At 61.9% G+C, this 21293-nt stretch carries 20 protein-coding genes; 13 read left to right on the top strand and 7 right to left on the bottom strand.

The features are described 5' to 3' along the window. Window positions 1–9: 9 nt before the first annotated feature. Window positions 10–501, bottom strand: coding sequence for a MarR family winged helix-turn-helix transcriptional regulator (locus A9D14_RS18595; RefSeq protein WP_066850883.1), 492 nt, complete (start codon window positions 499–501; stop codon window positions 10–12). Between the two features lie 10 nt (window positions 502–511). Next, window positions 512–937, bottom strand: a complete 426-nt coding sequence (locus A9D14_RS18590; RefSeq protein ID WP_066850882.1) for an organic hydroperoxide resistance protein — start codon at window positions 935–937, stop codon at window positions 512–514. Window positions 938–1078: 141 nt separating this feature from the next. Here A9D14_RS18590 and A9D14_RS18585 point away from each other — a divergent pair, with 141 nt between their 5' ends. Together A9D14_RS18585 and A9D14_RS18580 are read left to right on the top strand one after the other, a co-directional pair. Continuing rightward, a complete protein-coding gene (locus A9D14_RS18585) occupies window positions 1079–1552 on the top strand; it encodes a hypothetical protein (protein ID WP_157668318.1) in 474 nt (157 codons plus the stop codon). Beyond that, entirely contained in the window at window positions 1549–2508 is a 960-nt protein-coding gene (locus A9D14_RS18580; RefSeq protein WP_066850880.1) for a tyrosine-type recombinase/integrase, read from the top strand. The genes A9D14_RS18585 and A9D14_RS18580 overlap by 4 nt, the downstream gene beginning before the upstream one ends. A gap of 179 nt (window positions 2509–2687) precedes the next feature. Here the strand turns inward: A9D14_RS18580 and A9D14_RS18575 are convergent, their stop codons facing one another. Further along, window positions 2688–3131 carry an RrF2 family transcriptional regulator gene (locus A9D14_RS18575; protein WP_066850879.1) on the bottom strand — a complete coding sequence of 148 codons (444 nt, stop codon included), beginning with the start codon at window positions 3129–3131 and terminating at the stop codon, window positions 2688–2690. A gap of 104 nt (window positions 3132–3235) precedes the next feature. On the opposite strand from A9D14_RS18575, the gene A9D14_RS18570 reads away from it, so the two are divergent. Then, entirely contained in the window at window positions 3236–3685 is a 450-nt protein-coding gene (locus tag A9D14_RS18570) for a globin domain-containing protein (protein ID WP_066850878.1), read from the top strand. Next, on the top strand, window positions 3682–3987 hold the full coding sequence (locus tag A9D14_RS18565) for a TehB family protein (RefSeq protein WP_066850877.1): 306 nt from the start codon (window positions 3682–3684) through the stop codon (window positions 3985–3987). Before A9D14_RS18570 ends, A9D14_RS18565 begins: the two co-directional genes overlap by 4 nt. Window positions 3988–3994: 7 nt before the next feature. On the opposite strand, the gene A9D14_RS19735 is transcribed toward A9D14_RS18565, so the two are convergent. The 3 genes from A9D14_RS19735 to A9D14_RS18550 all read right to left on the bottom strand — a co-directional run bounded on the left by A9D14_RS19735 (window position 3995) and on the right by A9D14_RS18550 (window position 5397). After that, window positions 3995–4132 (bottom strand): hypothetical protein, encoded by a 138-nt coding sequence (locus A9D14_RS19735; RefSeq protein WP_157668317.1) that lies wholly within the window; start codon window positions 4130–4132, stop codon window positions 3995–3997. Then, the gene (locus A9D14_RS19730) at window positions 4125–4406 is read right to left on the bottom strand and encodes a hypothetical protein (RefSeq protein ID WP_157668316.1); all 282 of its coding nucleotides are present in this window, start codon (window positions 4404–4406) and stop codon (window positions 4125–4127) included. The genes A9D14_RS19735 and A9D14_RS19730 overlap by 8 nt, the downstream gene beginning before the upstream one ends. Before the next feature lie 682 nt (window positions 4407–5088). Then, entirely contained in the window at window positions 5089–5397 is a 309-nt protein-coding gene (locus A9D14_RS18550; RefSeq protein ID WP_202807157.1) for a HigA family addiction module antitoxin, read from the bottom strand. A 212-nt stretch (window positions 5398–5609) separates the two neighbouring features. Here A9D14_RS18550 and A9D14_RS18545 point away from each other — a divergent pair, with 212 nt between their 5' ends. From A9D14_RS18545 to A9D14_RS19725, 3 genes are all read left to right on the top strand, one after another. Next, window positions 5610–7166 (top strand): class I SAM-dependent DNA methyltransferase, encoded by a 1557-nt coding sequence (locus tag A9D14_RS18545; RefSeq protein ID WP_066850875.1) that lies wholly within the window; start codon window positions 5610–5612, stop codon window positions 7164–7166. Between the two features lie 109 nt (window positions 7167–7275). Next, window positions 7276–8376, top strand: a complete 1101-nt coding sequence (locus A9D14_RS18540; protein ID WP_066850874.1) for a Fic family protein — start codon at window positions 7276–7278, stop codon at window positions 8374–8376. Next, window positions 8376–8540, top strand: a complete 165-nt coding sequence (locus A9D14_RS19725) for a restriction endonuclease subunit S domain-containing protein (RefSeq protein ID WP_156029322.1) — start codon at window positions 8376–8378, stop codon at window positions 8538–8540. The genes A9D14_RS18540 and A9D14_RS19725 overlap by 1 nt, the downstream gene beginning before the upstream one ends. A 15-nt stretch (window positions 8541–8555) precedes the next feature. On the opposite strand, the gene A9D14_RS18535 is transcribed toward A9D14_RS19725, so the two are convergent. Further along, window positions 8556–9368: an IS5 family transposase gene (locus tag A9D14_RS18535; protein ID WP_066850873.1), complete on the bottom strand. Its 813-nt coding sequence runs from the start codon at window positions 9366–9368 to the stop codon at window positions 8556–8558. Between the two features lie 91 nt (window positions 9369–9459). Here A9D14_RS18535 and A9D14_RS18530 point away from each other — a divergent pair, with 91 nt between their 5' ends. The 6 genes from A9D14_RS18530 to A9D14_RS18505 all read left to right on the top strand — a co-directional run bounded on the left by A9D14_RS18530 (window position 9460) and on the right by A9D14_RS18505 (window position 21224). Then, complete coding sequence (locus tag A9D14_RS18530) at window positions 9460–10587, top strand: restriction endonuclease subunit S (protein WP_066850872.1); 1128 nt, start codon at window positions 9460–9462, stop codon at window positions 10585–10587. Continuing rightward, the gene (locus A9D14_RS18525; protein ID WP_066850871.1) at window positions 10584–10988 is read left to right on the top strand and encodes a hypothetical protein; all 405 of its coding nucleotides are present in this window, start codon (window positions 10584–10586) and stop codon (window positions 10986–10988) included. The genes A9D14_RS18530 and A9D14_RS18525 overlap by 4 nt, the downstream gene beginning before the upstream one ends. Then, window positions 10981–14193 carry a type I restriction endonuclease subunit R gene (locus tag A9D14_RS18520; RefSeq protein ID WP_066850870.1) on the top strand — a complete coding sequence of 1071 codons (3213 nt, stop codon included), beginning with the start codon at window positions 10981–10983 and terminating at the stop codon, window positions 14191–14193. Before A9D14_RS18525 ends, A9D14_RS18520 begins: the two co-directional genes overlap by 8 nt. Window positions 14194–14766: 573 nt before the next feature. Continuing rightward, complete coding sequence (locus tag A9D14_RS18515; protein ID WP_066850869.1) at window positions 14767–16821, top strand: AAA family ATPase; 2055 nt, start codon at window positions 14767–14769, stop codon at window positions 16819–16821. Window positions 16822–17581: 760 nt separating this feature from the next. After that, entirely contained in the window at window positions 17582–18571 is a 990-nt protein-coding gene (locus tag A9D14_RS18510) for a LacI family DNA-binding transcriptional regulator (protein ID WP_066850868.1), read from the top strand. Between the two features lie 142 nt (window positions 18572–18713). Continuing rightward, on the top strand, window positions 18714–21224 hold the full coding sequence (locus A9D14_RS18505; RefSeq protein WP_232469154.1) for a glycoside hydrolase family 31 protein: 2511 nt from the start codon (window positions 18714–18716) through the stop codon (window positions 21222–21224). The last annotated feature ends 69 nt before the right edge of the window (window positions 21225–21293 follow it).

The raw sequence follows: 21293 nt of genomic DNA, 5'->3' as shown, positions 1-21293 counted from the left end.
GCGGAGCGATCAGGCGGCGGGATGGCTTTCCCGCTCCGCCGCTTCGCCAAGCTGGCCGACAAGGGCGTGGGTCAACTCTCGCAGGGCGTGGATCCGCTCTGCGTCGACCCCCACCTGCTTGGCCAGGGCATGCGGGATGCCGCGCGCCTCGATTTTAAGGTCGCGACCTTTCGGCGTCGGCGCGATCAGCACCCGACGCTCGTCCCGCGGGTCGCGTATCCGCGTCACCAGCCCGGCGCGCTCCATGCGTTTCAGCATCGGGCTTAGTGTGCCGACATCGAGACGCAGGCAGCTCTGCAACTCGCCCACCGTAACCGGCTCGCGCTCCCACAGGACCAGCATCACCAGATATTGCGAATAGGTCAGGCCGAGCGGCTCCAGCATCGGGCGATAGAGGCGCTGGAGCAGGTTGGTCGCGGCATAGAGGGGGAAGCAGAGCTGGCGGTCGAGGCGCAGCAATTCATCCCCCTCCTGTTCCGATAGATGGCGATCGTCCGTCATCCGCGGATTCTCAGGCGTCGGCCCGAACCGAGAGTTCGACATCGATATTGCCGCGCACCGCATTGGAATAGGGACACACCTTGTGCGCCTGATCGACGATCTTTTCCGCGGTGTTCTGATCGACGCCGGCAATCGCCACGTCGAGCGCGACCGACAGGGCAAAGCCGCCATCGGCGTTGGGAGCCAGCGAGACGGTGCCGATCACGGTCACGTCGTCATCGGCGATCTTGTGGGTGTTGCGGGTGACATGGATCACGGCATTGCCGAAGCAGGCGGCGTAGCCTGCGGCGAACAGCTGTTCGGGATTGGTGGCGCCGCCCTTGCCGCCCAGGCCGCTCGGCATGGCGAGATCGAGTTCGAGCAGTCCGTCGTCGCTGGCGATGCGCCCGCTGCGCCCGCCGGTGGCAGTGACCTTGGTGGTATAAAGTGCGCTCATCGGGGAAATTCCTTCTTTAAATGTGAAGCCATTATATAGCTAGCCATATATATGAATGCAACCCGTTTGTCGTGCGTCTGGTCACTCGGTTCTTCGAAGACCTGCGCGAACCGATTGCGAGCATCGTAGGAATATCTGATAATGTCCTTTATCAAATACTGCCAGGTAGCTATTATCGGTGCCATGAGCCGCTATCGATCACAGGTCCGCGAGGCTATCAACCGCAATACGGTAATCAGCCTCGCGCTCGAGCAGGACTTCAACGCCTTCCTGCCGGTCTATGATGGTGGGGTCGATTTCATTCTTTATCGCGAAAGCGACGGCGTGATCCGCAAGGTTCAGCTGAAGAGCCGATGGACAATCGATCGCAATTATGTCGGTCGCGACATCTGGATCGCCTTTCCTCATAGCGATGACTGGTATCTTATGCCCCATGACGAGATGGTGGCGCAGGCGGAAGCCGAAGGCATTACGAAGACCGCATCCTGGATCGATGGCGGCGCCTGTTCGAAGCCGCGCCCGACCTTGGAAACCATCGGCAGCTGGTGGACTTGGCGAATGGCCGAGATCGCCGGGGTTGCCGACGCTGCCGCCGCCCAGGCGCCGGATAAATGAACGCGCCAGTCGTACTGCCCGGTGGCTCTTTGCAGCTGCCGGCGCTGGTCACTGCGGCAGACGGGCGCACCCGCATCCGCTTTCTCGAATTCTTCGCCGCCGAGATCCGCAACGCGAACACGCGCCGGGCCTATGCGCGCGCCGCGGGCGACTTCCTCACCTGGTGCGAGAGCCATGGCGTCGGCAGCTTGGCAGCGATCGTACCGATGCATGTGGCGGCATGGATCGAGGAATTGGGCCGCGAAGTCGCGGCGCCGACGGTCAAGCAACGGCTCGCCGCGATCCGTCATCTGTTCGACTGGTTGGTGGTCGGTCAGATCGTGCCTCACAATCCGGCCGCCTCGGTGCGTGGCCCGGCGCATGTGGTGCGCCGCGGGCGTACGCCGGTGCTCGAGGCGAGCGAGGCAAAGGCGTTGATCGAGAGCATCGATATTGCGGGTGACGCCGGCCTGCGTGACCGGGCGCTGATCGGATTGATGGTCTACAGTTTCGCGCGCATTGGTGCGGCGCTGGCTTGCCGTGTCGAGGATGTGTTCGTGCAAAACCGCCGGCTATGGGTCCGGCTGCACGAAAAGGGCGGCAAACGACACGAAATGCCATGCCACCACCAATTGGAAGAATATCTCCAGGCCTATATCGACGGCTGCGGCCTGACCGACCCGCGCTCGCCCCTGTTCCGCACCATCTCGCGGGCCACCAAACAGCTGAGCGAGACCCCGCTGCCGCAGGCCAATGCCTGGGCCATGGTGCGGCGCCGGGCAAAGGCTGCGGGAATCGATACCGCGATCGGCAACCACACCTTCCGCGCGACCGGGATCACCACTTACCTGAAGAATGGCGGCACGCTGGAAAACGCCGCCGCCATGGCCAATCACAGCTCCACCCGCACCACTCAGCTTTACGACCGACGCAAGGACGACATCACGCTGGCGGAGGTGGAGCGGGTGCGGCTTTGAACACAGTGGAATGTGCCTTATGCTGATGACTGCCACTGGGTGGTTTGCGGCATGGCAGGTATTGGGTGGCACACTTCAGATGCCGGTCGTCCCCGCGGCGATCGGGGTTCGCAGCTTTGCGTACTCATTGCCGTCATAGGGAGTAGAAATATGCTCCTGATATTCGACCGGGATTTTGCCTATCCGAAAGGATCGGTTGCCTCGTCCAGTTCCGGGAACAGTGCCTGCGGCCCAGGCTGCTTGGCCACCAGATCCGCGACCGTATAGCCGTCGAGCACGGCCAGAAATGCCGCCAGCGCCTCGCCCAACGCACCGCGCAAGCCGCAATGGCCCGCGATGCGGCATGAGGGACAATCGACGATATGGAAATCGTCCTCCATCCGGCGCACCACCGCGCCGACATTGATTTCGCCGGGCGGCCGCGCGAGGCGTACGCCGCCCAACCGCCCTCGTACGGTGCTGACGAAACCGGCGCGGCCCAGATCGTGCACGACCTTCATCAGGTGATTGCGCGAAATCTTGTGGAACTCGGCCATCGCCGCGATCGAGGGAAGCGTATCGGGCCGTTCGGCCAGGTAGAGCAACACGCGCAGACCATAGTCGGTGTAGCGCGTCAGCCGCATGGCGATTTCTGCCGGTTAAACATGACTTCTAATTGCATCTTTCTTCGCAGCCGTATAGATGCACTGAATATGCATGTTTAACGCAAGCCGCGAAGGATGACGCCATGACCAAGCCCCTTTCCCCCGAAACCCTGGCGATCGTGAAATCGACCGCGCCAGCGCTTGAGCAGCATGGCGTCGCCATCACGACGCGCATGTATGAGCGGTTGTTCGTCGACCCCGAAATCAAGACGCTGTTCGACATGGCCGCGCAGGAATCCGGCGAACAGCCGCGGCGGCTTGCGGCCGCCATCCTTGCGTTCGCCAAGAACGTCGACAAGCTCGATGCGCTGAAACCCGCGATCGAGCGCATTGCGCAGCGCCATGTGGCAACGCATGTGAAACCCGAACATTATCCCGCCGTCGCCGACGCGCTTCTGCCCGCGATCCGCGACATCCTCGGCGACGCCGCGGCGGACGAGGTGCTGGAGGCATGGGGCGAGGCCTACTGGTTCCTCGCTGACATTCTCATCGGACGTGAAGAGACGCTCTACGCCACGGAGGACAGCGCGTGAATCCGCCCGCCCGCAGCCTTCCCGATGGCTTGCGCAGCGTCAGGCGCAGCGGCGACTTCACTGAGGAAAGCGTCCCGACCGCATTGCTGGCCGATCATGCGACGAAGGACGGTAGCTGGGGCCTCGTACACGTCGAAAGCGGCCGGCTCGCCTACCGTGTCACCGACCCGCGCCGCGCCGCGTTCGAAACCGTGCTGACGCCTGAAAGCGGGCCCGGCATCATCGAGCCGACGATACGCCATCATGTCGAGCCCCTGGGCCCCGTGCGTTTCCATGTCGAATTCTTCCGCACGACCGATTAGTCGCGCACTATCCCCACTCAGCAGGTCCGGCCCGCAAGAGCGAGCCACGGCTGAAATTGCCCGCGTTTCGTGTGACCTTACCGCGTGCGGAATGATGCTCGATGGTGGCGGCTTTGCCGCTGAAGCGGATGTCGTTCTTACGCATGGAATTGCGCCATGCGTTCTTGCGCTATCGTGACGAGCTGTTCCGCTGCGTCAGCATGCTCACGGTGAATTATAACGTCGATCGAAGCCTGCATGTGCTCGATCAGGAGGATCATTCGCTGCAGGTCGATGGAATGGCCTTTTTGGGCCAGAGGCAAGCCTAGCCGAAGGACATTGCGCGCAGCTTCGGCACGCGAGCAGCCGTGCTTGGCGGCCAGTGCGTCTATCTGGGCGAGATCATCGGTGCAGACCCGCAAGCCGATGAAAGCAGTCATTGATTCTGTCATCACACATCCACTGGTTGGTAGTGGATGGTGGGGCTTTCGAAGCTCTCTTATACCAAGGGCGATGGGAGCTTGGAAGTGGGATTGTGATATACCCGAATATAATCGGATTAGGACGCATTTTCAGTAGGTTAGAGGGCGCTCTACGGGCATGATATCCGGGTATATCATGATATCACCTGATAACATGAACGATCTCAGACACTTAACACTGACGGTCGCCGTGTAGGGTGTGCTTGTCAATTAGGGACTGATCGGCTGATTTGCCGTGGCCGCTGCAGAGGCGCTAACCTGCTGATTATATTAGCTTCCGGTCGGTGCGGCGAGGCCGTCGGCCGTGAGACTGCTAAGCCCAAACCGAGCTGAGTTCCGTGAATGTTCCGGTTTGGGGACCAAATAGCCATCAACGGCACGGGAGGTGCCGCGCTGCGCCTAAGTCGGACTGCCCCGGACGAGGCTAACCTTCGCGGATTGCAGATGAGGGAGTTCAAGCTGGGCGCGCGGTACGGATGGCGCGACCGGTCGCGCCAGCAGGTACTGCCTTCAAACATGAGCCGCGAGGGCGAATGCTGCGGCATTCCTGACGTCTGATTTCGTCACCGGCGACGCTGCGCTATGCGTCCCCGCGGTGGGCTGAAGCAGACGAGCAAATCGCGGTGGCTTCCTGTTCAAATCACGTTGCAGAGACGCCCTGATCCCGCGGCTTACCCTGGAACGGGGTCACCTTGATTTCGCCTTCCCGCCGCCTCGTCTGGGCGATGTCGAAGCTGCTCTGCATGCGCATCAAAGTGTCCATTGAAACACCGAACGCCTTCTCCACCCGGAGGGCCATTTCCGGCGACAGGTTTGCCCGCTCGTTGAGGAGCGCCGACAATGCTGCGCGGGTAACCCCCAGCACCTCGGCCGCGGCGGTCACCGTCAGGTCCAGCGGCTCAATAATGTCGTACTTGATGAAGCCACCCGGATGGGCAGGATTCTTCATGCGAAAACCGGTATGAGCGTTCACGGCAAAGCTCCTGTTTGTAGCCCTTAGTGTCGACTTTAGTGGTCTCAATTCTATAACCATTGACACGGAAGAGTCAGGCGCCAGTTCCGCGTCACCGGCAAAGGCTCCGGCTTGGTGACCAGCTGGTTGATGCTGGCCGCTGCAGTGCGCAATGGCTATCAAGCGGTAAGGCATCAATCAGGACGAGCATGGCACGGGTATCTAAGACGACGGCAGGCGGGGATCTCGGGTTCGAGGCAGAGCTGTTCAGAGCGGCGGACAAGCTGCGCGGCAACATGGAGCCGTCGGACTACAAGCATGTCGCGCTCGGCCTGATCTTCCTCAAGCACATCTCCGAGGGGTTTGAGGAGAAGCATACGCAGCTGCTCGCCGAGTATCCGGAAGGCGCCGAGGATGAGGATGAGTATCGCGCCGAGAACATCTTCTGGGTGCCTAAAGGCGCGCGCTGGTCACACTTGCAGGCGAGCGCCAAGCAGCCCGGCATTGGCAAGATCATCGACGACGCCATGCTGGAGATCGAGAAGGTCAATCCAGGGCTCAAAGGCGTGCTGCCGAAGGACTATGCCCGGCCCGGGCTGAATGCCGTGATGCTGGGCGAGCTGATCGACCTGATATCCGGTATCGGCTTCAAGGACGCCGGCAATGCGTCGCGCGACCTGCTCGGCCGGGTTTACGAATATTTCCTGGGCCAGTTCGCCGGCAGCGAGGGCAAGCGCGGTGGCGAGTTCTACACGCCGCGCTCCGTCGTCCGGACGATGGTGGAGATGCTCGAACCTTATAAGGGGCGCGTGTACGATCCGTGCTGCGGCTCCGGCGGCATGTTTGTCCAGTCCGAGAAGTTCGTCGAGAGCCACGGCGGCCGGATCGGCGACATAGCCATCTATGGCCAGGAGTCGAACCACACGACGTGGCGGCTGGCGATGATGAACCTGGTGGTGCGCGGCATTGACGCCGACATCCGCTGGAACAGCGAGGGCAGCTTCCACAAAGATGAAATGCCGGACCTGCGCGCCGATTATGTGCTCGCCAATCCGCCGTTCAACATCTCCGATTGGGGCGGCGACCGGATCAAGGAGGATGCGCGCTGGCAGTTCGGCGCACCACCGGCGGGCAACGCCAACTTCGCCTGGCTCCAGCACATCCTGCATCACCTAGCGCCCACGGGCACTGCCGGCGTGATCCTCGCCAACGGATCAATGTCCTCGACCCAGAATGGCGAGGGCGACATCCGCCGGGCGATGGTAGACGGAGACGTGATCGACTGCATGATCGCCATGCCCGGCCAACTCTTCTACTCGACCCAAATCCCCGTGTGCGTCTGGTTCCTGGCGAAGGACAAGTCGAACGGCGTTGGCCGCGACAAGAAGCTGCGTGACCGTCGTGGCGAGATCCTGTTTATTGATGCGCGCAAGCTCGGCCACATGATTGACCGCACCCGGCGCGAGTTCAGCGGTGCCGACATCGCCAAGATCGCCGGCACGTATCACGCCTGGCGTGAGGGCGACGGCTATGCCGACGTTCCCGGCTTCGCCTGCGCGGCCAGTCACGACACCATTGCCGGCCATGGCTACGTCCTCACGCCTGGCCGCTATGTCGGTGCCGAGGCCGTAGAGGCGGATGCGGTTCCCTTTGCCGAGCGCTTCGGCGAGCTGCAGGCGACGTTGGAGGAACAGTTCGCCGAGAGTGCCCGGCTGACCGATGTCATCCGCCAGCGGCTCGCCAGCGTGATCGTGCCAGCGGAATAGTCAGCGTCTTTGCATGTATGCACGACGTGAAAAGGAAACGCCGTTTTCTTTACACGTCCCACGCGATGTGCAAAAAATTCTGCATGTCGTTTCAAGGAACCGCCGACCGGTGCTGAAGGCTAGCTACGCCATCCCGAACCTGCCGCCGCCCGGCGTGGAGGAGACGCCAGCGGTGCTGCGCGCACTGGCGCAGGCGCACCGGCACCTCGCCGAGCTGAAGGGCCGAGCTGCCTCGATACCCAATCAAGGCATCCTGATCGACACGCTTGCCTTGCAGGAGGCGAAGGCGAGTTCGGAGATCGAGAACATCGTCACCACCCAGGATGAGCTGTTCCAGGCCAATGCCTTTCCGGAGAACCCCGCCTCCCCCGCGGCGAAGGAGGTGGCGCGCTATGCCGACGCGCTGCGCCATGGCTTTGTCGAACAGCGGCGGCTGGGCGGGCTGCTGACCAACAACATGATCATCGCCATGTTCCAGATGTTGAAGCGAACCGACGAGGAGTTCCGCAACACACCAGGCACCGCGCTGAAGAACGACCAGACCGGCGAGATGGTCTATGTCCCGCCGCAGGAAGGCAGCGCCGTGCGCGCGCACATGGCGGCGCTGGAGCGGTTCATCAACGAGGACGAGACGAGCGACCTTGACCCGCTGGTGAAGATGGCGATCGTCCACCACCAGTTCGAAAGCATCCACCCCTTCAGCGACGGCAACGGCCGACTGGGGCGGATCATCAACGTGCTGTATCTGACGCATTCCGGGCTGCTTGACGTGCCGGTGCTGTATCTCAGCCGATGGATCACCGGGCGGAAAGGCGAATATTACCGGCTGCTCCAAGCCGTGCGCGACAGCGAGGGCGCGGCGGAGGCATGGGAGGCATGGCTGCTGTACATGATCCGCGGTGTCGCCGAGACGGCGAAGGGCACGCTGGCGCTGATCGAGGGAATGCGCGTGCTGATGGCCGAGTACAAGCAACGCATCCGCGCCGAGCATCCGAAGATCTACTCGCAGGACCTGCTCAACAACATGTTCCGCCATCCCTATACGCGGATCGACTACGTCGAGAGGGAGCTGGGCGTATCGCGACCAACCGCGACCAAGTATCTCGACATGTTGGCAGAGGCGGGGTTCTTGGACAAGCAGCGGTTCGGGCGGAGTAACTACTATATGAACCAGCGACTGGTTGCGCTGTTTGTGGGTGGGGCGGCGTGATGGATAACTGGGCTCAGGTTCGCCTCGATGATCTTATCACCGTCCAGCATGGCTTTGCCTTCAAGGGAGAATATTTTGTCGATTATGTGACCAGCGACGTGCTGGTTACTCCTGGGAATTTCGCAATCGGCGGAGGATTTCAGCTCGGCAAAGTGAAGTCTTAGAGTCTGTGTCGAAAGTCACTTCGGCCGCGCCAGTCGGCGGGTGAGGAGCATGGCTGAAGCGGCGTAGATGAAGGCTGTTGCAGATGCGACGGTCGCCTCGAAGTCCTTGGCGAGGCGGCGGTTGCGGCCGAGCCAGGCGAAGGTGCGCTCGACAACCCAGCGGCGGGGATGGACGACGAAGCCGGTCTGGTCGGCGATCTTGCGGACGATCTGCACATCGATGCTGGTGGCGCTGGCAACCCGGTCGGCATTGTAGGCGCTGTCGGCGAACGCCTTGGCGACGAACGGATGTCGGGCACGCGATGCCTTGAGCAGCGGCACCGCGCCGTCGCGATCCTGCACATCGGCAGGGTCGACCTGCAGCCCGAGCAACCGGCCGTCGGTATCGACCATCGCCTGCCGCTTGCGGCCAAGGATCTTCTTGGCGGCATCGTAGCCGCGTGGCCCGCCGCTCTCGGTCGTCTTGACCGACTGGCTGTCGATCACGGCGGCCGAGGGTGATGGTTCGCGTCCCCAACGTTCGCGCTCGCGGATCACCAGGCGATGGCTGATCTGTGCAAACAGCCCCTCGTCCCGCCAGTGCCGGAACCAGCGCCACAGCGTCGACCATGGTGGCAGGTCCGACGGGATCAGCCGCCAGGGGCAGCCGGTCCGCAGCACGTAGAAGATACCATTGACGATCTCGCGCATGGCATGTGCTCGTGGCCGCCCCTTGCGCTCCGGCGGTGGCAGATACGGCGCGATCAGATCCCACTCGGCATCGGTAAGATCGCTCGCATAGCGCGGCGTTTGTCGGCTATGATGCCGACGGGTGGTCGGGGTCCACATGCAAGGCTCCGGATTGGTCTCAGCAACCCTCTGGAATCAGCCAAATCCCGGCCACTCAACCCTTTTCGACACAGCCTCTTACGATGGCCCAGTGCCGGCCGAATATGTCCTGTCACCGGGCGACGTCATCGTGACCATGACGGACCTCAGCAAGCAAGCCGATACGCTGGGCTATTCCGCCACAGTTCCCGACAGCGATTTCCGCTTTCTGCATAACCAACGTGTTGGTAAGGTAACTCTTAAAGATCACAGTGCAGACTTATCGTTCATCGCTTGGCTCATGCGGACTAATGGCTATCGTCATGAAGTTTTGGGAAGTGCCACCGGGTCGACTGTAAAGCATACGTCGCCCGGACGTATACTGTCCTACAGTTTCAAGCTGCCGCCGGTTGCCGAGCAGCAAAGAATATCCGCCGTCCTCTCGGCTCTCGATAACAAGATCGAACTCAATCGCCGGATGAACGAAACGCTGGAGGCGAGCGCGCGGGCGTTGTTCCGGGACTGGTTCGTCGATTTCGGCCCCACCCGCGCCAAGGCCGAAGGCCGCTCCGCCTATCTCGCCCCAGACCTTTGGTCCCTTTTCCCCGACAGCCTAGGCGAGGATAGCGCGCCCAAGGGATGGCACAGCCACACCTTGAGCGATCTTGCGCACCAGCATACCGCCACCATCAATCCGGGTGCGACTGGCGAAGAGGTGTTCGAGCATTACAGCTTGCCGGCATTCGACGCCGGCGGTTCGCCTGCGTTAGATACGGGTAACAGCATCAAGAGCAACAAGACACTGGTGCCGGCCGGTGCCGTATTGCTCTCGAAGCTCAACCCTGAAATCTCACGGGTTTGGGTGCCGAACGAAAAGGGCGAAATGCGTCAGATCGCATCGACGGAGTTCCTCGCCTTCGTGCCCAAGGCGCCTGCAAGCGGTAGTCTGCTCTTCGCCCTGTTTAGTGACAATGCCTTCCGCCAGACCATGGAAGGCATGGTCACCGGCACGTCGAAGAGCCATCAGCGCATCTCTCCGCCTGCATTGCGCGCAGTCGAGGCGTTGGTCGGATCCTCAACCTTGTTCGAGGCATTTGAGCGCACGGTAGGGCCGATGATGAAGCTGATGCTTCAGAACCGGGCAGAAACCCGCAAGCTCGTCACCACCCGCGACGCGCTCCTCCCGAAGCTGATGTCAGGCGAGATCCGCGTTCGAGATGCTGAAGCCCTGGCAGCATGACCAACAGCGAGGACCCGTATGACGATGTGATCCGCGCCGCTGATCATTTTGCCGACTGGACCTACGACCGGCTGGCCCGCAAGGTGGTGCACGCAATGCAGCGCTTCGAAGCAACAGGCATCTTCGGCGATGACCATGGCTGTCGCACGCTGTGGGATGAATATTGCCACAAGCGGCATCATGGCCCGCATGAGGCGCTGGAGTCCGCGTGGGACGGGACCATCACGCCGTATATCGATCACGCACTGGCAACGTTGTCGCGCCCTGAGCGAGACTTGATCGATCGCCTGAACGACGTGGATGGCGACCGAACTGCGTCGGATCAGGTACGATCGGCTCTGGATCGATGCGCCATGGATCGCGCCTTTCCGCCTCGATCCTGGTCGTCCACCTTTGGCTAAGCTCACCGAATCCGTTGTCGAGGAGGCCGCGCTCGCCTGGCTGGCAGAGCGGGGCTGGCAGGTCGCCTTCGGCATCGACGCCTCGCCTGACGGTAAGGCGCCCGAGCGTGCCGCCAACAGCGACGTCATCCTTGCTGCGCGCCTTACCGCCGCTGTCGATCGACTGAACCCGCACATACCCGCCGACGCACGCGCCGATGCGGTCCGCAAGGTCATGGCGGTCGAGATGCCGGGCCAGGTGGAGGAGAACCGGCGTCTCCACGGGCTGATCGTCGAAGGGGTGCCGGTAGAATATCGCGCCGCCGATGGCGCTATCCGTGGCGACCGCGTGCGGCTGGTCGACTTCAGCCCTGCCGGATGCGGCCTCGACATGAACGACTGGCTGGCCATCAACCAGTTCACCGTCATCGAGCGCGGTCATACCCGCCGGCCCGATATCGTGCTGTTCCTCAATGGCCTGCCCATCGCGGTGATCGAGCTGAAGAATCCGGGCGACGAGAACGCCACCGTCTCCGGCGCCTACAACCAGCTCCAGACCTACAAGCGCGAGATTGGATCGCTGTTCCGCACCAACGCGCTGCTGATCGCCTCCGACGGCATGACCGCGCGAGTAGGTTCGCTGACCGCGGACGAGGAGCGGTTTATGCCGTGGCGCACCGTGGATGGCGAGGACATCGCGCCCAAGGGCCTGCCCGAGCTGGAGGTGATGATCGCCGGCGTGCTCGACCAGCAACGCCTCCTGATGCTGATCCGGGACTTCACGGTGTTCGGCGATGCCGGGCGTGGCGTCGTCAAGATCATCGCCGGCTATCACCAGTTCTATGCCGCACAGCGTGCCGTCGCCGCGACCCTGCGGGCCGTGCCGGGCATCTCGGCTGCAAAGGCGGTGCGCGAAAGCCCGTTACGCTACGGTCTGCCCGACGCCGCGTTGCATCCTGACGGCGACCGCCGGATCGGCGTCATCTGGCACACGCAAGGTAGTGGCAAGAGCTTCCTGATGGCCTTCTATGCCGGGCTACTGGTGCGGGAGCCGGCGCTGGAGAACCCGACGATCGTCGTCATCACCGATCGCAACGACCTGGACGACCAGCTCTTCGCCACCTTCTCGATGTGCGCCGACCTGATCCGTCAGACGCCCATCCAGATCGACAGCCGCGAGGACCTGACCGACCGGCTCGACCGCGCGTCCGGCGGGGTGATCTTCACCACCATGCAGAAGTTCGCGCCGGCGGCGGGGACGAGCGACTATCCCGTGGTCAGCAATCGTCGCAACGTCATCGTTATCGCGGACGAGGCCCACCGATCGCAATACGGTTTCCGTGCACGGATTGACCGCAAGACGGGTGAGCTGGCCTATGGCTTCGCCAAGTATCTCCGCGACGCACTGCCAAACGCCTCATTCATCGGCTTCACGGGGACGCCGATCGAGAAGGACGACGTCAACACGCCCGCCGTGTTCGGCGATTATGTCGACATCTACGACATCTCCCGCGCTGTCGAGGACGGCGCGACTGTGCCGATCTACTACGAGAGCCGCCTCGCCCGCATCGAACTGCCACCCGAAGAGCTGCCCGTCATTGATGCCGAGATCGACGGACTTACCGAGGACGAGGCGACAAGCGAGCAAGAGCGGCTGAAGCAACGCTGGTCTGCAGTGGAGAAGCTGGTTGGATCGAAGAAACGGCTTGAGATGGTCGCCGCCGATCTGGTCGCCCATCTGGAGGACCGGCTGACAGCGATGGATGGCAAAGCGATGGTCGTCTGCATGAGCCGCCGCATCTGCGTGGCGCTATACTACGAGCTCATCGCGCTACGGCCCGAATGGCACGATGAAGACGACAGGCAGGGCACGGTTAAGGTCGTCATGACCGGCTCCGCCGCCGATCTGCCCGCGTGGCAGCCCCACATCGGCAACAAGGCGCGGCGTGATTTGTTGGCCAAGCGGGCCAAGGACCCGGCCGATCCGCTGCGGCTCGTGATTGTGCGCGATATGTGGCTGACCGGCTTCGACGCGCCGTCGATGCACACCATGTATATCGACAAGCCGATGCGCGGCCACGGCCTGATGCAGGCCATCGCACGGGTGAACCGGGTGTTCCGCGACAAGCCGGCCGGACTGGTGGTTGATTACATCGGCGTCGCGCAGAACCTGAAGAAGGCGCTTGGCCAGTATTCCGCCTCCGACGCCGCCGAGACAGGAATCGATGAGGCGCAGGCGGTCGCGGTGCTGCTCGAGAAGTTTGACGTGGTCCAGGCGATGTTCCACGGCTTCGACTGCACGCCCGGAATATCCGGCACGCCGGTTGAGCGGCTGAAGTGCCTCGCCGAGGCAATCGAGTTCGTCCTTGCCCGCCAGCATGAAGCGGCCGCGAAGGAGACGAATGACGACGCCCGTAAAGCTGCGCACCGCCGCTTCCAAGACGCGGTGCTCGCGCTGACCAAGGCTTTCGCGCTCGCCGCCGCCAACGTCGAGGCCCGCGCGATCCGTGACGATATCGCCTTCTACCAGACGATCCGCGCCGCGCTTGCCAAGACAGGTAGCGGCAGCGGCTCGACCAGCGACCGCGACTTCGCCGTCCAGCAGCTCATCGACAAGTCGGTGGTATCGACCGAGATTGTCGACATCCTGCAAGCTGCAGGGCTGAGTACGCCCGACATCTCGATCCTGTCCGATGACTTCCTTGCCGAGGTGAAGGCGATGGATCGACCGAACCTGGCGCTGGAGGCGTTGAAGAAGCTGCTTGGCGACCAGATCCGCTCGCGCAGCCGCACCAACGCGGTCGAGAGCCGACGCTATTCCGAACGCCTGACCGACGCCATCGCCCGTTACCACACCAACGCCGTTAGCACGGTCGAGGTGCTGCAGACGCTGATCGATCTGGCCAAGCAGATCCGCGCCGAACAGGCGCGCGGCGAGGCAGAAGGCCTGACCCGTGACGAGATTGCCTTCTACGACGCGCTGGCCGACAACGAGAGCGCCGTAGACATCATAGGCAACGACAGTCTGAAGGTAATCGCCGCAGAGCTGGTGAACACCTTACGCGCGGGTGCTACAGTCGATTGGTCTCATCGCGAAAGCGCCCGCGCGCGCATGCGGGTGCTGGTTAAGCGGATCCTGCGCAAATACGGTTTCCCCCCTGACCTTCAGGACGTCGCCGTTCAAACAGTCATCCAGCAGGCCGAGTTGCTAGCAGAGCGATGGTGAACGCTTGCTTCGCTGATACTGGTCGCGGGAATACGGCAGATCTTAGCGAACCAAGCAATGTTGCTGACCTTCGCCCTGAACTGCTGAATGTAGGGCAGGAGTTGTCTGGCGGCTCTGACGTAGCGAGGACCCCAAACTGGACGTTCAGCGCCCCTTTTCCGTTTCCCAGAAGCGGACATTTGTTCACCTACGTTATGGCTCTATGCTGGGCTAACGAGCCACTCGCACCGGCTTAAATTGGGACAGAGCCGCCATTCGCGAGCTTTGCCGGGCATGGCAGGTGCCCATTCAACACCTGCCATTCCTGAAGCGCTGATGATCGTTGTGCGAATGCGCGGGAATGGCCGTTTCTGGAATGTCGCATTACCGGCACGTTGATGAGAAAGGTCGCCCATCTACCATCACGCGTCAGCGCTAAGGCAATCGTTAGTCGATATACCAACCGCATCTTCTCAAACATCCGCGAGAGAACGTGTTATTATCCTAAGGGGCGCTGCACCATCCGACGCTGACTATGGACGGAGCACTGGTTACATCGATAGGGTCGTGTAATAGACCCTTGATGAGAACCTGATGATGAAGATCACTACGTTTGCACCGTACAAGGCGATACCCACCTTCGAGCCGATCGATCTTCCGGCGCTGACCATACTCACTGGGCTAAATGGCAGCGGGAAAAGCCAGCTGCTCAATGGCCTGCACATGCAGAACATTCGCTGCGATCTGTTCGGTCAATTGGCACCACCTGCGCCAATGCCCGGGATGCCCGCCGGCTATGTTCCACCCATGCAACCGTCAGGGCATCCGCAGATTACGTTGATCCGAAATTGGGCGGATACGGACGGTCAGTTTGCTTCTGAACGGGCCAGCAAGCTGGGCGAACGGTTTGGTAATACCGCCGCTCCGCCACAGGCGATGCCCTATCCGATGTACGCTTTCGAAAATAAGCGAGCGGAGCTGCTGCTTGTTGTCCGGAAGCGCTTGGCTGATTTGCTTGACGGAAATTTGGACGCTCTCTTGACGCCGGAAGAAGATCCTTGGCGTCTGGGACCTGTCCAGCTTTCACAGCGCGCCGGAATAGCTGAGCACGATGCCCGTGCTAAACAAATGATCGATATCTTCCTTGAGGCCGCGGAAGCTCTCAAGATGCAATCCACTACATCAGATCCGACAAACAGCATGTTCTTCAGCGATCTTAGTATCGCGCAGACGGAGTTTGGTGTCACGGCACTGGAAGTGACGCAAGAGATGGCCGAATCTCTACGGTCTCGTATCTCGGTGGAGATGTTCCAGCCAAACATAGTCGAGTTATTCGGTGCCTATCGCGATCGAGTGTTCACCAACGATATGGACGAAATCCAGGCTAAACGCGGTGCTAGGACGCAGTTTCTCGACCATGATCAATTCGTGATTAAATATGGTCCGCCGCCTTGGGAAACTGTCACCGAGCTGCTTGCAGCGATGGGCCTTCCTTTCGAGGTGGTGCCGCCATCACTCGATATGGCGCTTTCGGTTCGCTTCCGGCTTCGTCTGAACGACGGTGGTGATGAACTGACCTTCAGCGATCTGTCGTCCGGTGAACAGGTTCTGCTCCGCTTCGCCGTCAGCGTCATGCGGCCTAACCCCGCGATGGTCGGTTTTCAGCGGCCTATGCTTTTGCTGCTGGACGAGATGGATGCCTCACTCCATCCGGAGATGGTTCAACGCTGGTTGAGCGCGATCGAACGGGGGATCGTGGGTGAACTCGGCATCCGGGTCATTCTGACGACGCACTCGCCGACCACTGTCGCTCTGTCGCCTGACAAATCCATCTTCGCGATGGTGGACGGACGGCCTCAGCGTGTGTCGAAGCAGGAGGCGATCAACAAACTCACGTTCGGCGTTCCTACTCTGTCGATCGATTATTCCGGGCGGCGGCAGGTTTTCTGCGAAAGCGATACCGACGCGGCGGCCTTCGAGAAGATCTACGCGGCCATCAAACCCCGCCTTGCGCTGAACAAGGAGCTGAATTTTATCGGCACGAGCATTCGCGACAAGAGCAAGGCCGTGACGGTCGGCGCTGGCGACGAGATGCACGCAGGGGAGGCTGTCGTCCGGCAGATCGTGGGTGACTTGGCCGCCCGGAGCGTAGGCTCCGTCTATGGTCTAATCGATTGGGACGCGAAGGCGGTTTCGACCGAACGGGTGCGGGTCATCGGCGCGGGCTCGCACTATACGGTCGAGAACATCCTGCTCGATCCGCTCCTGATCGGCATGCTAATGGTTCTTGAGCGAATGCCGGTCAAGGACCTGCAAATGAGTCCGCGCGCCCTCGATGCGTTGGACGCATCGGAACTGCAGCATCTGGCGGATACGGTGCAGAACGGTATCGTGCTGCCCGATGACGACGGCAGGTTTATTGATATCGCGTATCTAGGCGGGGCATCAGTTCGGATCCGGAAACGATATGCGTCGATTAACGGTCACGTGCTTGAGAGCATCCTCGCTTCGACCTTCGACCCGTTGAAGCGATACACTCGCAATCGTGGCGTCTTGGCGCGACGGATCTCCGAAGTGACGGTCACGGATTATCCGGAATTTTGCCCGAAGATTCTCGCTGATGCGTTTCAGCAGATATCGACCTGCTGAGCGATCACGGTCGGATGACCTGAACCTTCGGCAAGATAATCTCAAATCTGCCTCTTGTAGCGCCACGCGGGCGAGGACTCTCATTGAAGAGCGGCGTTCGTATCTCAAAAAGTCAGCGCTGGATGTCCGGGCGGCGCTCCATACTTGCCAGCTATTAATGTCGCAAATGACCGGTTTCAACGTGAGCGGACATTCGCGCCGCTGTCTTGAAAAGGGCAAGATTTGGTCGCGAGCTGCCATCCGGACGCTCCTCTGGCGTGACCTCATATCGGACGTTCGATGCCAGTTTGATGCTTCTCCAAACCGGCCGTTCATTCATCATGGTTCGAAGGCCGGCTTCCGGTGCTGTAATCGGCTAGAGAATGGTAAAACCGTGTAGTCAGCGGACAACCGCTTTCGCGGTTAGCTCTTCGCGAACGAACGGAATCACAAGGTTTCGCTTAGCCGGGAAAAGGGCGATAAACGCACCCGCCCGGCATGCAATGCGCGACAAATCACCGGCGTAATTATCAGATCGTACACCCAGTGTATCAAAGCTTGGTCTGTCACCGTGCCGCTGCCGCGGCCCAAAGATGGGTGGCCGTAACGTGCACCCTCGATGGCCGGGTGCCGCAGCTGAACGGTTGGCACCGGCAAAATCACATCTAGCGTCCAGATCAATTCAATGCTCGGTTCAATCCAGAAAAAGCTTGCGACTTGTCCCGGCAGATGCCCAACGCGAAAAAGGGAGAGTGGTCCGTTGGTCGTTCGAAAAGAAGTTATGAAACTGGCGGATATCGCCGAGCTTGCCGGGGTCACCGCAGCCACCGTCTCACGGGCACTGTCGGGTCACGCACAGATCAGCCTGGAGACCAGGCGCAAGGTCATGGAGATCGCCAACAATCACGGTTTCCGCGTCAATCAGGCTGCACGTAACCTGCGTCTGGGGCGCACGCAATCAATCGGTGTGGTCATCCCGCTGGGCCATGAAAGCGCGCAGCGGGTGTCCGATCCGTTCTATACCGCATTGATCGGTCACCTTATGGACGGACTTGCTCAACGCGAGCATGCAATGCTGCTTTCCGCGGTCAATCCGCACGATCCCGACTGGCTGGACAACCTGGCTCGCAGCGGCCGCGTCGATGGTATAATCGTTCTGTGCCAATCGGATCAGGAGGCCGCGCTGCGCCTGGTGGGACGCAGTTACATGCCTTTGATTGTCTGGGGCGAGACCGCTGGGGTCGATGGCAATTATTGCTGTGTTGGAACCGACAACCACATGGGTGGGCGACTGGCAACCGAACATCTGTTGCAGCTGGGCAAGCGCCGGATCGCCTTTGCCGGCATGACCGACATTCCGGAACTTGCCGCGCGTCACGCAGGATACCTGCAGGCTCATCAGGAATGCGGCATCAGCCCCGGCCCGCAGATCGCGGTGCCATTGTCCTTCGATCCGCGGCTGAACTCGCTCGAAGGGGCGCTGGCCACCAGTTCGGACGTCGACGCCGTCGTTGCTGCATCTGACGTGATTGCGATGGGGGTGATCCGGGCGATTGTGGAAAGTGGCCGGAGGGTGCCGGACGACGTCCCGGTTGTCGGGTATGATGACGTGACCCTGGCTGCGCACATCATGCCGGCGTTGACCACGATCCGCCAGGATCTGAGCGCCGCGGCGCAGGTCATGCTGGATCTGCTGTTCAGGCGTATGGCAGGCGAGGCGACGGGTTCCGTGTGCCTGCCACTGGACATGGTGCGCCGCCAGTCCGCCTGAGAGCCCTGCTCCGGATCACCACATGCATGTCCTGACACGCAACATCTTGTTGTTCGCCGCCAACCTCTGTACTCGCAGTCACCGTAATCGATTACGTAGCCTAATGAGAAGCCGAATCGGCTCACGAACAAGGGAGGAAAAAATGTTCCGTCATCGCAAGACCATGCTGTTGTGCGCCGCTCTGTCGGCCACCGTGCTGGCTTCCGCCGCCCAATCGGCCCTTGCGCAGGGTCAGACCGTCTCCGCCGCCATGACCGCGCAGCCCGCCGGGATGGAGGTCGCGCGGGCCGATATGCGGATGCGTGTCACCGCCCTCACCGACGACATCCTGCGCGTGACGATCGGCCGCGACGGCACCATGCCGGAAGATGCCAGCTGGGCCGTATCGCCAGAGATGCGCGACCGCGAAGCGCGTGTAACGCCTGCGTCGGACGGCTTCTCCACGGCCACGATGCGCGTTACGTTTGCGGACGGTCGACTCACTGTCACCGACATGTCTGGCGCGGTGATCACGCAAGACGCCCCGAATTCGGTAACGCTGGACGGCAGCGCATTTACCCTGCGCAAGGCCATGCCTCAGTCAGAACGCTATTTCGGCATGGGCGACAAGACTGGCGGGATGGACCGCCGCGGCAAGAGCTTCGTCAACTGGAACACCGATGCGTTCGGCTTCTCCTCGGCTGACGATCCCATCTACAAGTCCATTCCGTTCTTTATCGGAGTCGGCGGGGCCGGTGGCAGCTACGGCATCTTCCTGGACAACACCTGGCGCACTTGGTTCGATTTCGGCCACAAGGAAGAAGGGGTGCTGTCTTTCGGCGGCCCGGATGGCCCGATCGACTATTACATCATCAACGGCCCCTCCACGGCAGAGGTCGTGCGCCGCTACACTGACCTGACCGGCAAGGCGCCGCTGACCCCGCAATGGGCGCTGGGCTACCAGCAGTCACGTTACAGCTACATGTCCGCAGAGGAGGTGCGCGATGTTGCGGCCCGGCTGCGTGCCGAACGCATACCGACTGACGTGATGTGGCTCGACATCGACTTCCAGGACCGCAACCGCCCGTTCACGGTTAACACAAAGACCTTCCCTGACCTGCCCGGCCTCATCGAAGATCTGGGTGACGACGGCATGAAGGTGATCACCATCACCGACCTGCACATCGCCGCCGCCCCGAACGAAGGCTACACCCCTTATGAGACCGGCACTGCCGGCGATCACTGGGTGAAGCGCGCCGACGGGCAGACCTATGTCGCACCTGTCTGGCCGGGTCCTTCCGTGTTTCCCGATTTCACGCAGGAAAGCACGCGTGACTGGTGGGGCGCCCTGTTCGAGGAACAGCTGGACTGGGGCGTCGCGGGTGCTTGGAATGACATGAACGAGCCGGCGATCTTCGAGACGCCGACCAAGACCATGCCGCTGGACAATGTCCACCGTATCGCCAGTGACGATTTCGCGCCGCGCACCGCCACCCAGCTGGAGATGCACAACGTCTATGGGATGGAGAACACCCGCGCGACCTATGATGGCCTGCGCACGCTGCGCCCGGACGAACGGGCCTATGTCATGACCCGCGCCAGCTATGCCGGCGGGCAGCGCTACTCCGTGACCTGGACGGGCGACAACACGGCCAGCTGGGATCACCTGAAGCTGTCGATCCAGCAGATCATCAATCTGGGCCTGTCGGGCTTTTCCTATTCCGGGGCGGACGTCAGCGGCTTTGGCGGTGGACCCAGCGCGGACCTGCTGACCCGCTGGTTCCAGATCGGCGCGTTCTATCCCGTGTTCCGCAATCACTCGGCCAAGGACACGCCCCGCGTGGAGCCGTGGGTCGACGGTCCGGAACATCTGGCGATCCGCCGCCGCTTCATCGAAGAACGGTATCGCCTGATGCCATACCTGTATGGCCTGGCGGAACTGAATGCGCGCACCGGCGACCCGATCCTGCGCCCGGTGTTCTATGACTACCCCGGCGCGCTGAACGCCGCGTGCGATCAAAGCTGGACCTTCACCGTCGGCGGCGCGATGCTGGTGGCGCCGCCGCCCAAGCCGGAATCGCCGCAGCAATATGACGTGTGCCTGCCGGCGGGCGGATGGTACGATTACTGGACCGGCCTGCCGGCGGGGGAACCCGCCGCCGATCAGGACGACGCGCCGATCCTGTCTGCCACGCAGGCGACCGGCGGCCCGCGCGTGCCCAGCAGCATCGTGCGCGAGACACCCCGCCTGGATCACCTGCCCATCTTCGTGCGCGCCGGCACCATCCTGCCGCGGCAGGCCGTGGTGCAAAGCCTGTCGGAAACGCCGGCTGGCCCGCTGATGCTGGATGTCTATCCGGGCGAGGATTGTCGCGGCACCCTCTATGCCGATGACGGGCATTCGATGGCTTTCCAGCAAGGCGGTTATGTGCGGCAGGAACTGACCTGCACGGTCACGCCCGAAGGGGTCAGCATCGACATCGGCGCACGCGAAGGGCGGTTCAGCCCCTGGTGGCAACAGATCGCCGTGACGGTGCACGGCTGGGACGGGACGGCGGAGGTGCGCCAGGGCCGCCGCACGCTCGACAGCCGCAGCGATGCGGCGACCCGGACGGTTGGCTTCACCTTCGACGCGCCGAGCCGGCCAACCGAGATCACCGTCGCCCGCAACTGACCGGCAGGTACGGGCGGCGGATCACCAAGCCGCCGTCCGGTGTTGCCGCAATACCACGTTTCATTACCG

The organism is Croceicoccus marinus (assembly GCF_001661675.2).
Lineage (GTDB): Bacteria > Pseudomonadota > Alphaproteobacteria > Sphingomonadales > Sphingomonadaceae > Croceicoccus > Croceicoccus marinus.
Note: the sequence above shows the minus strand (reverse complement) of the source record. Positions and strands in the feature narration are given on the sequence as shown.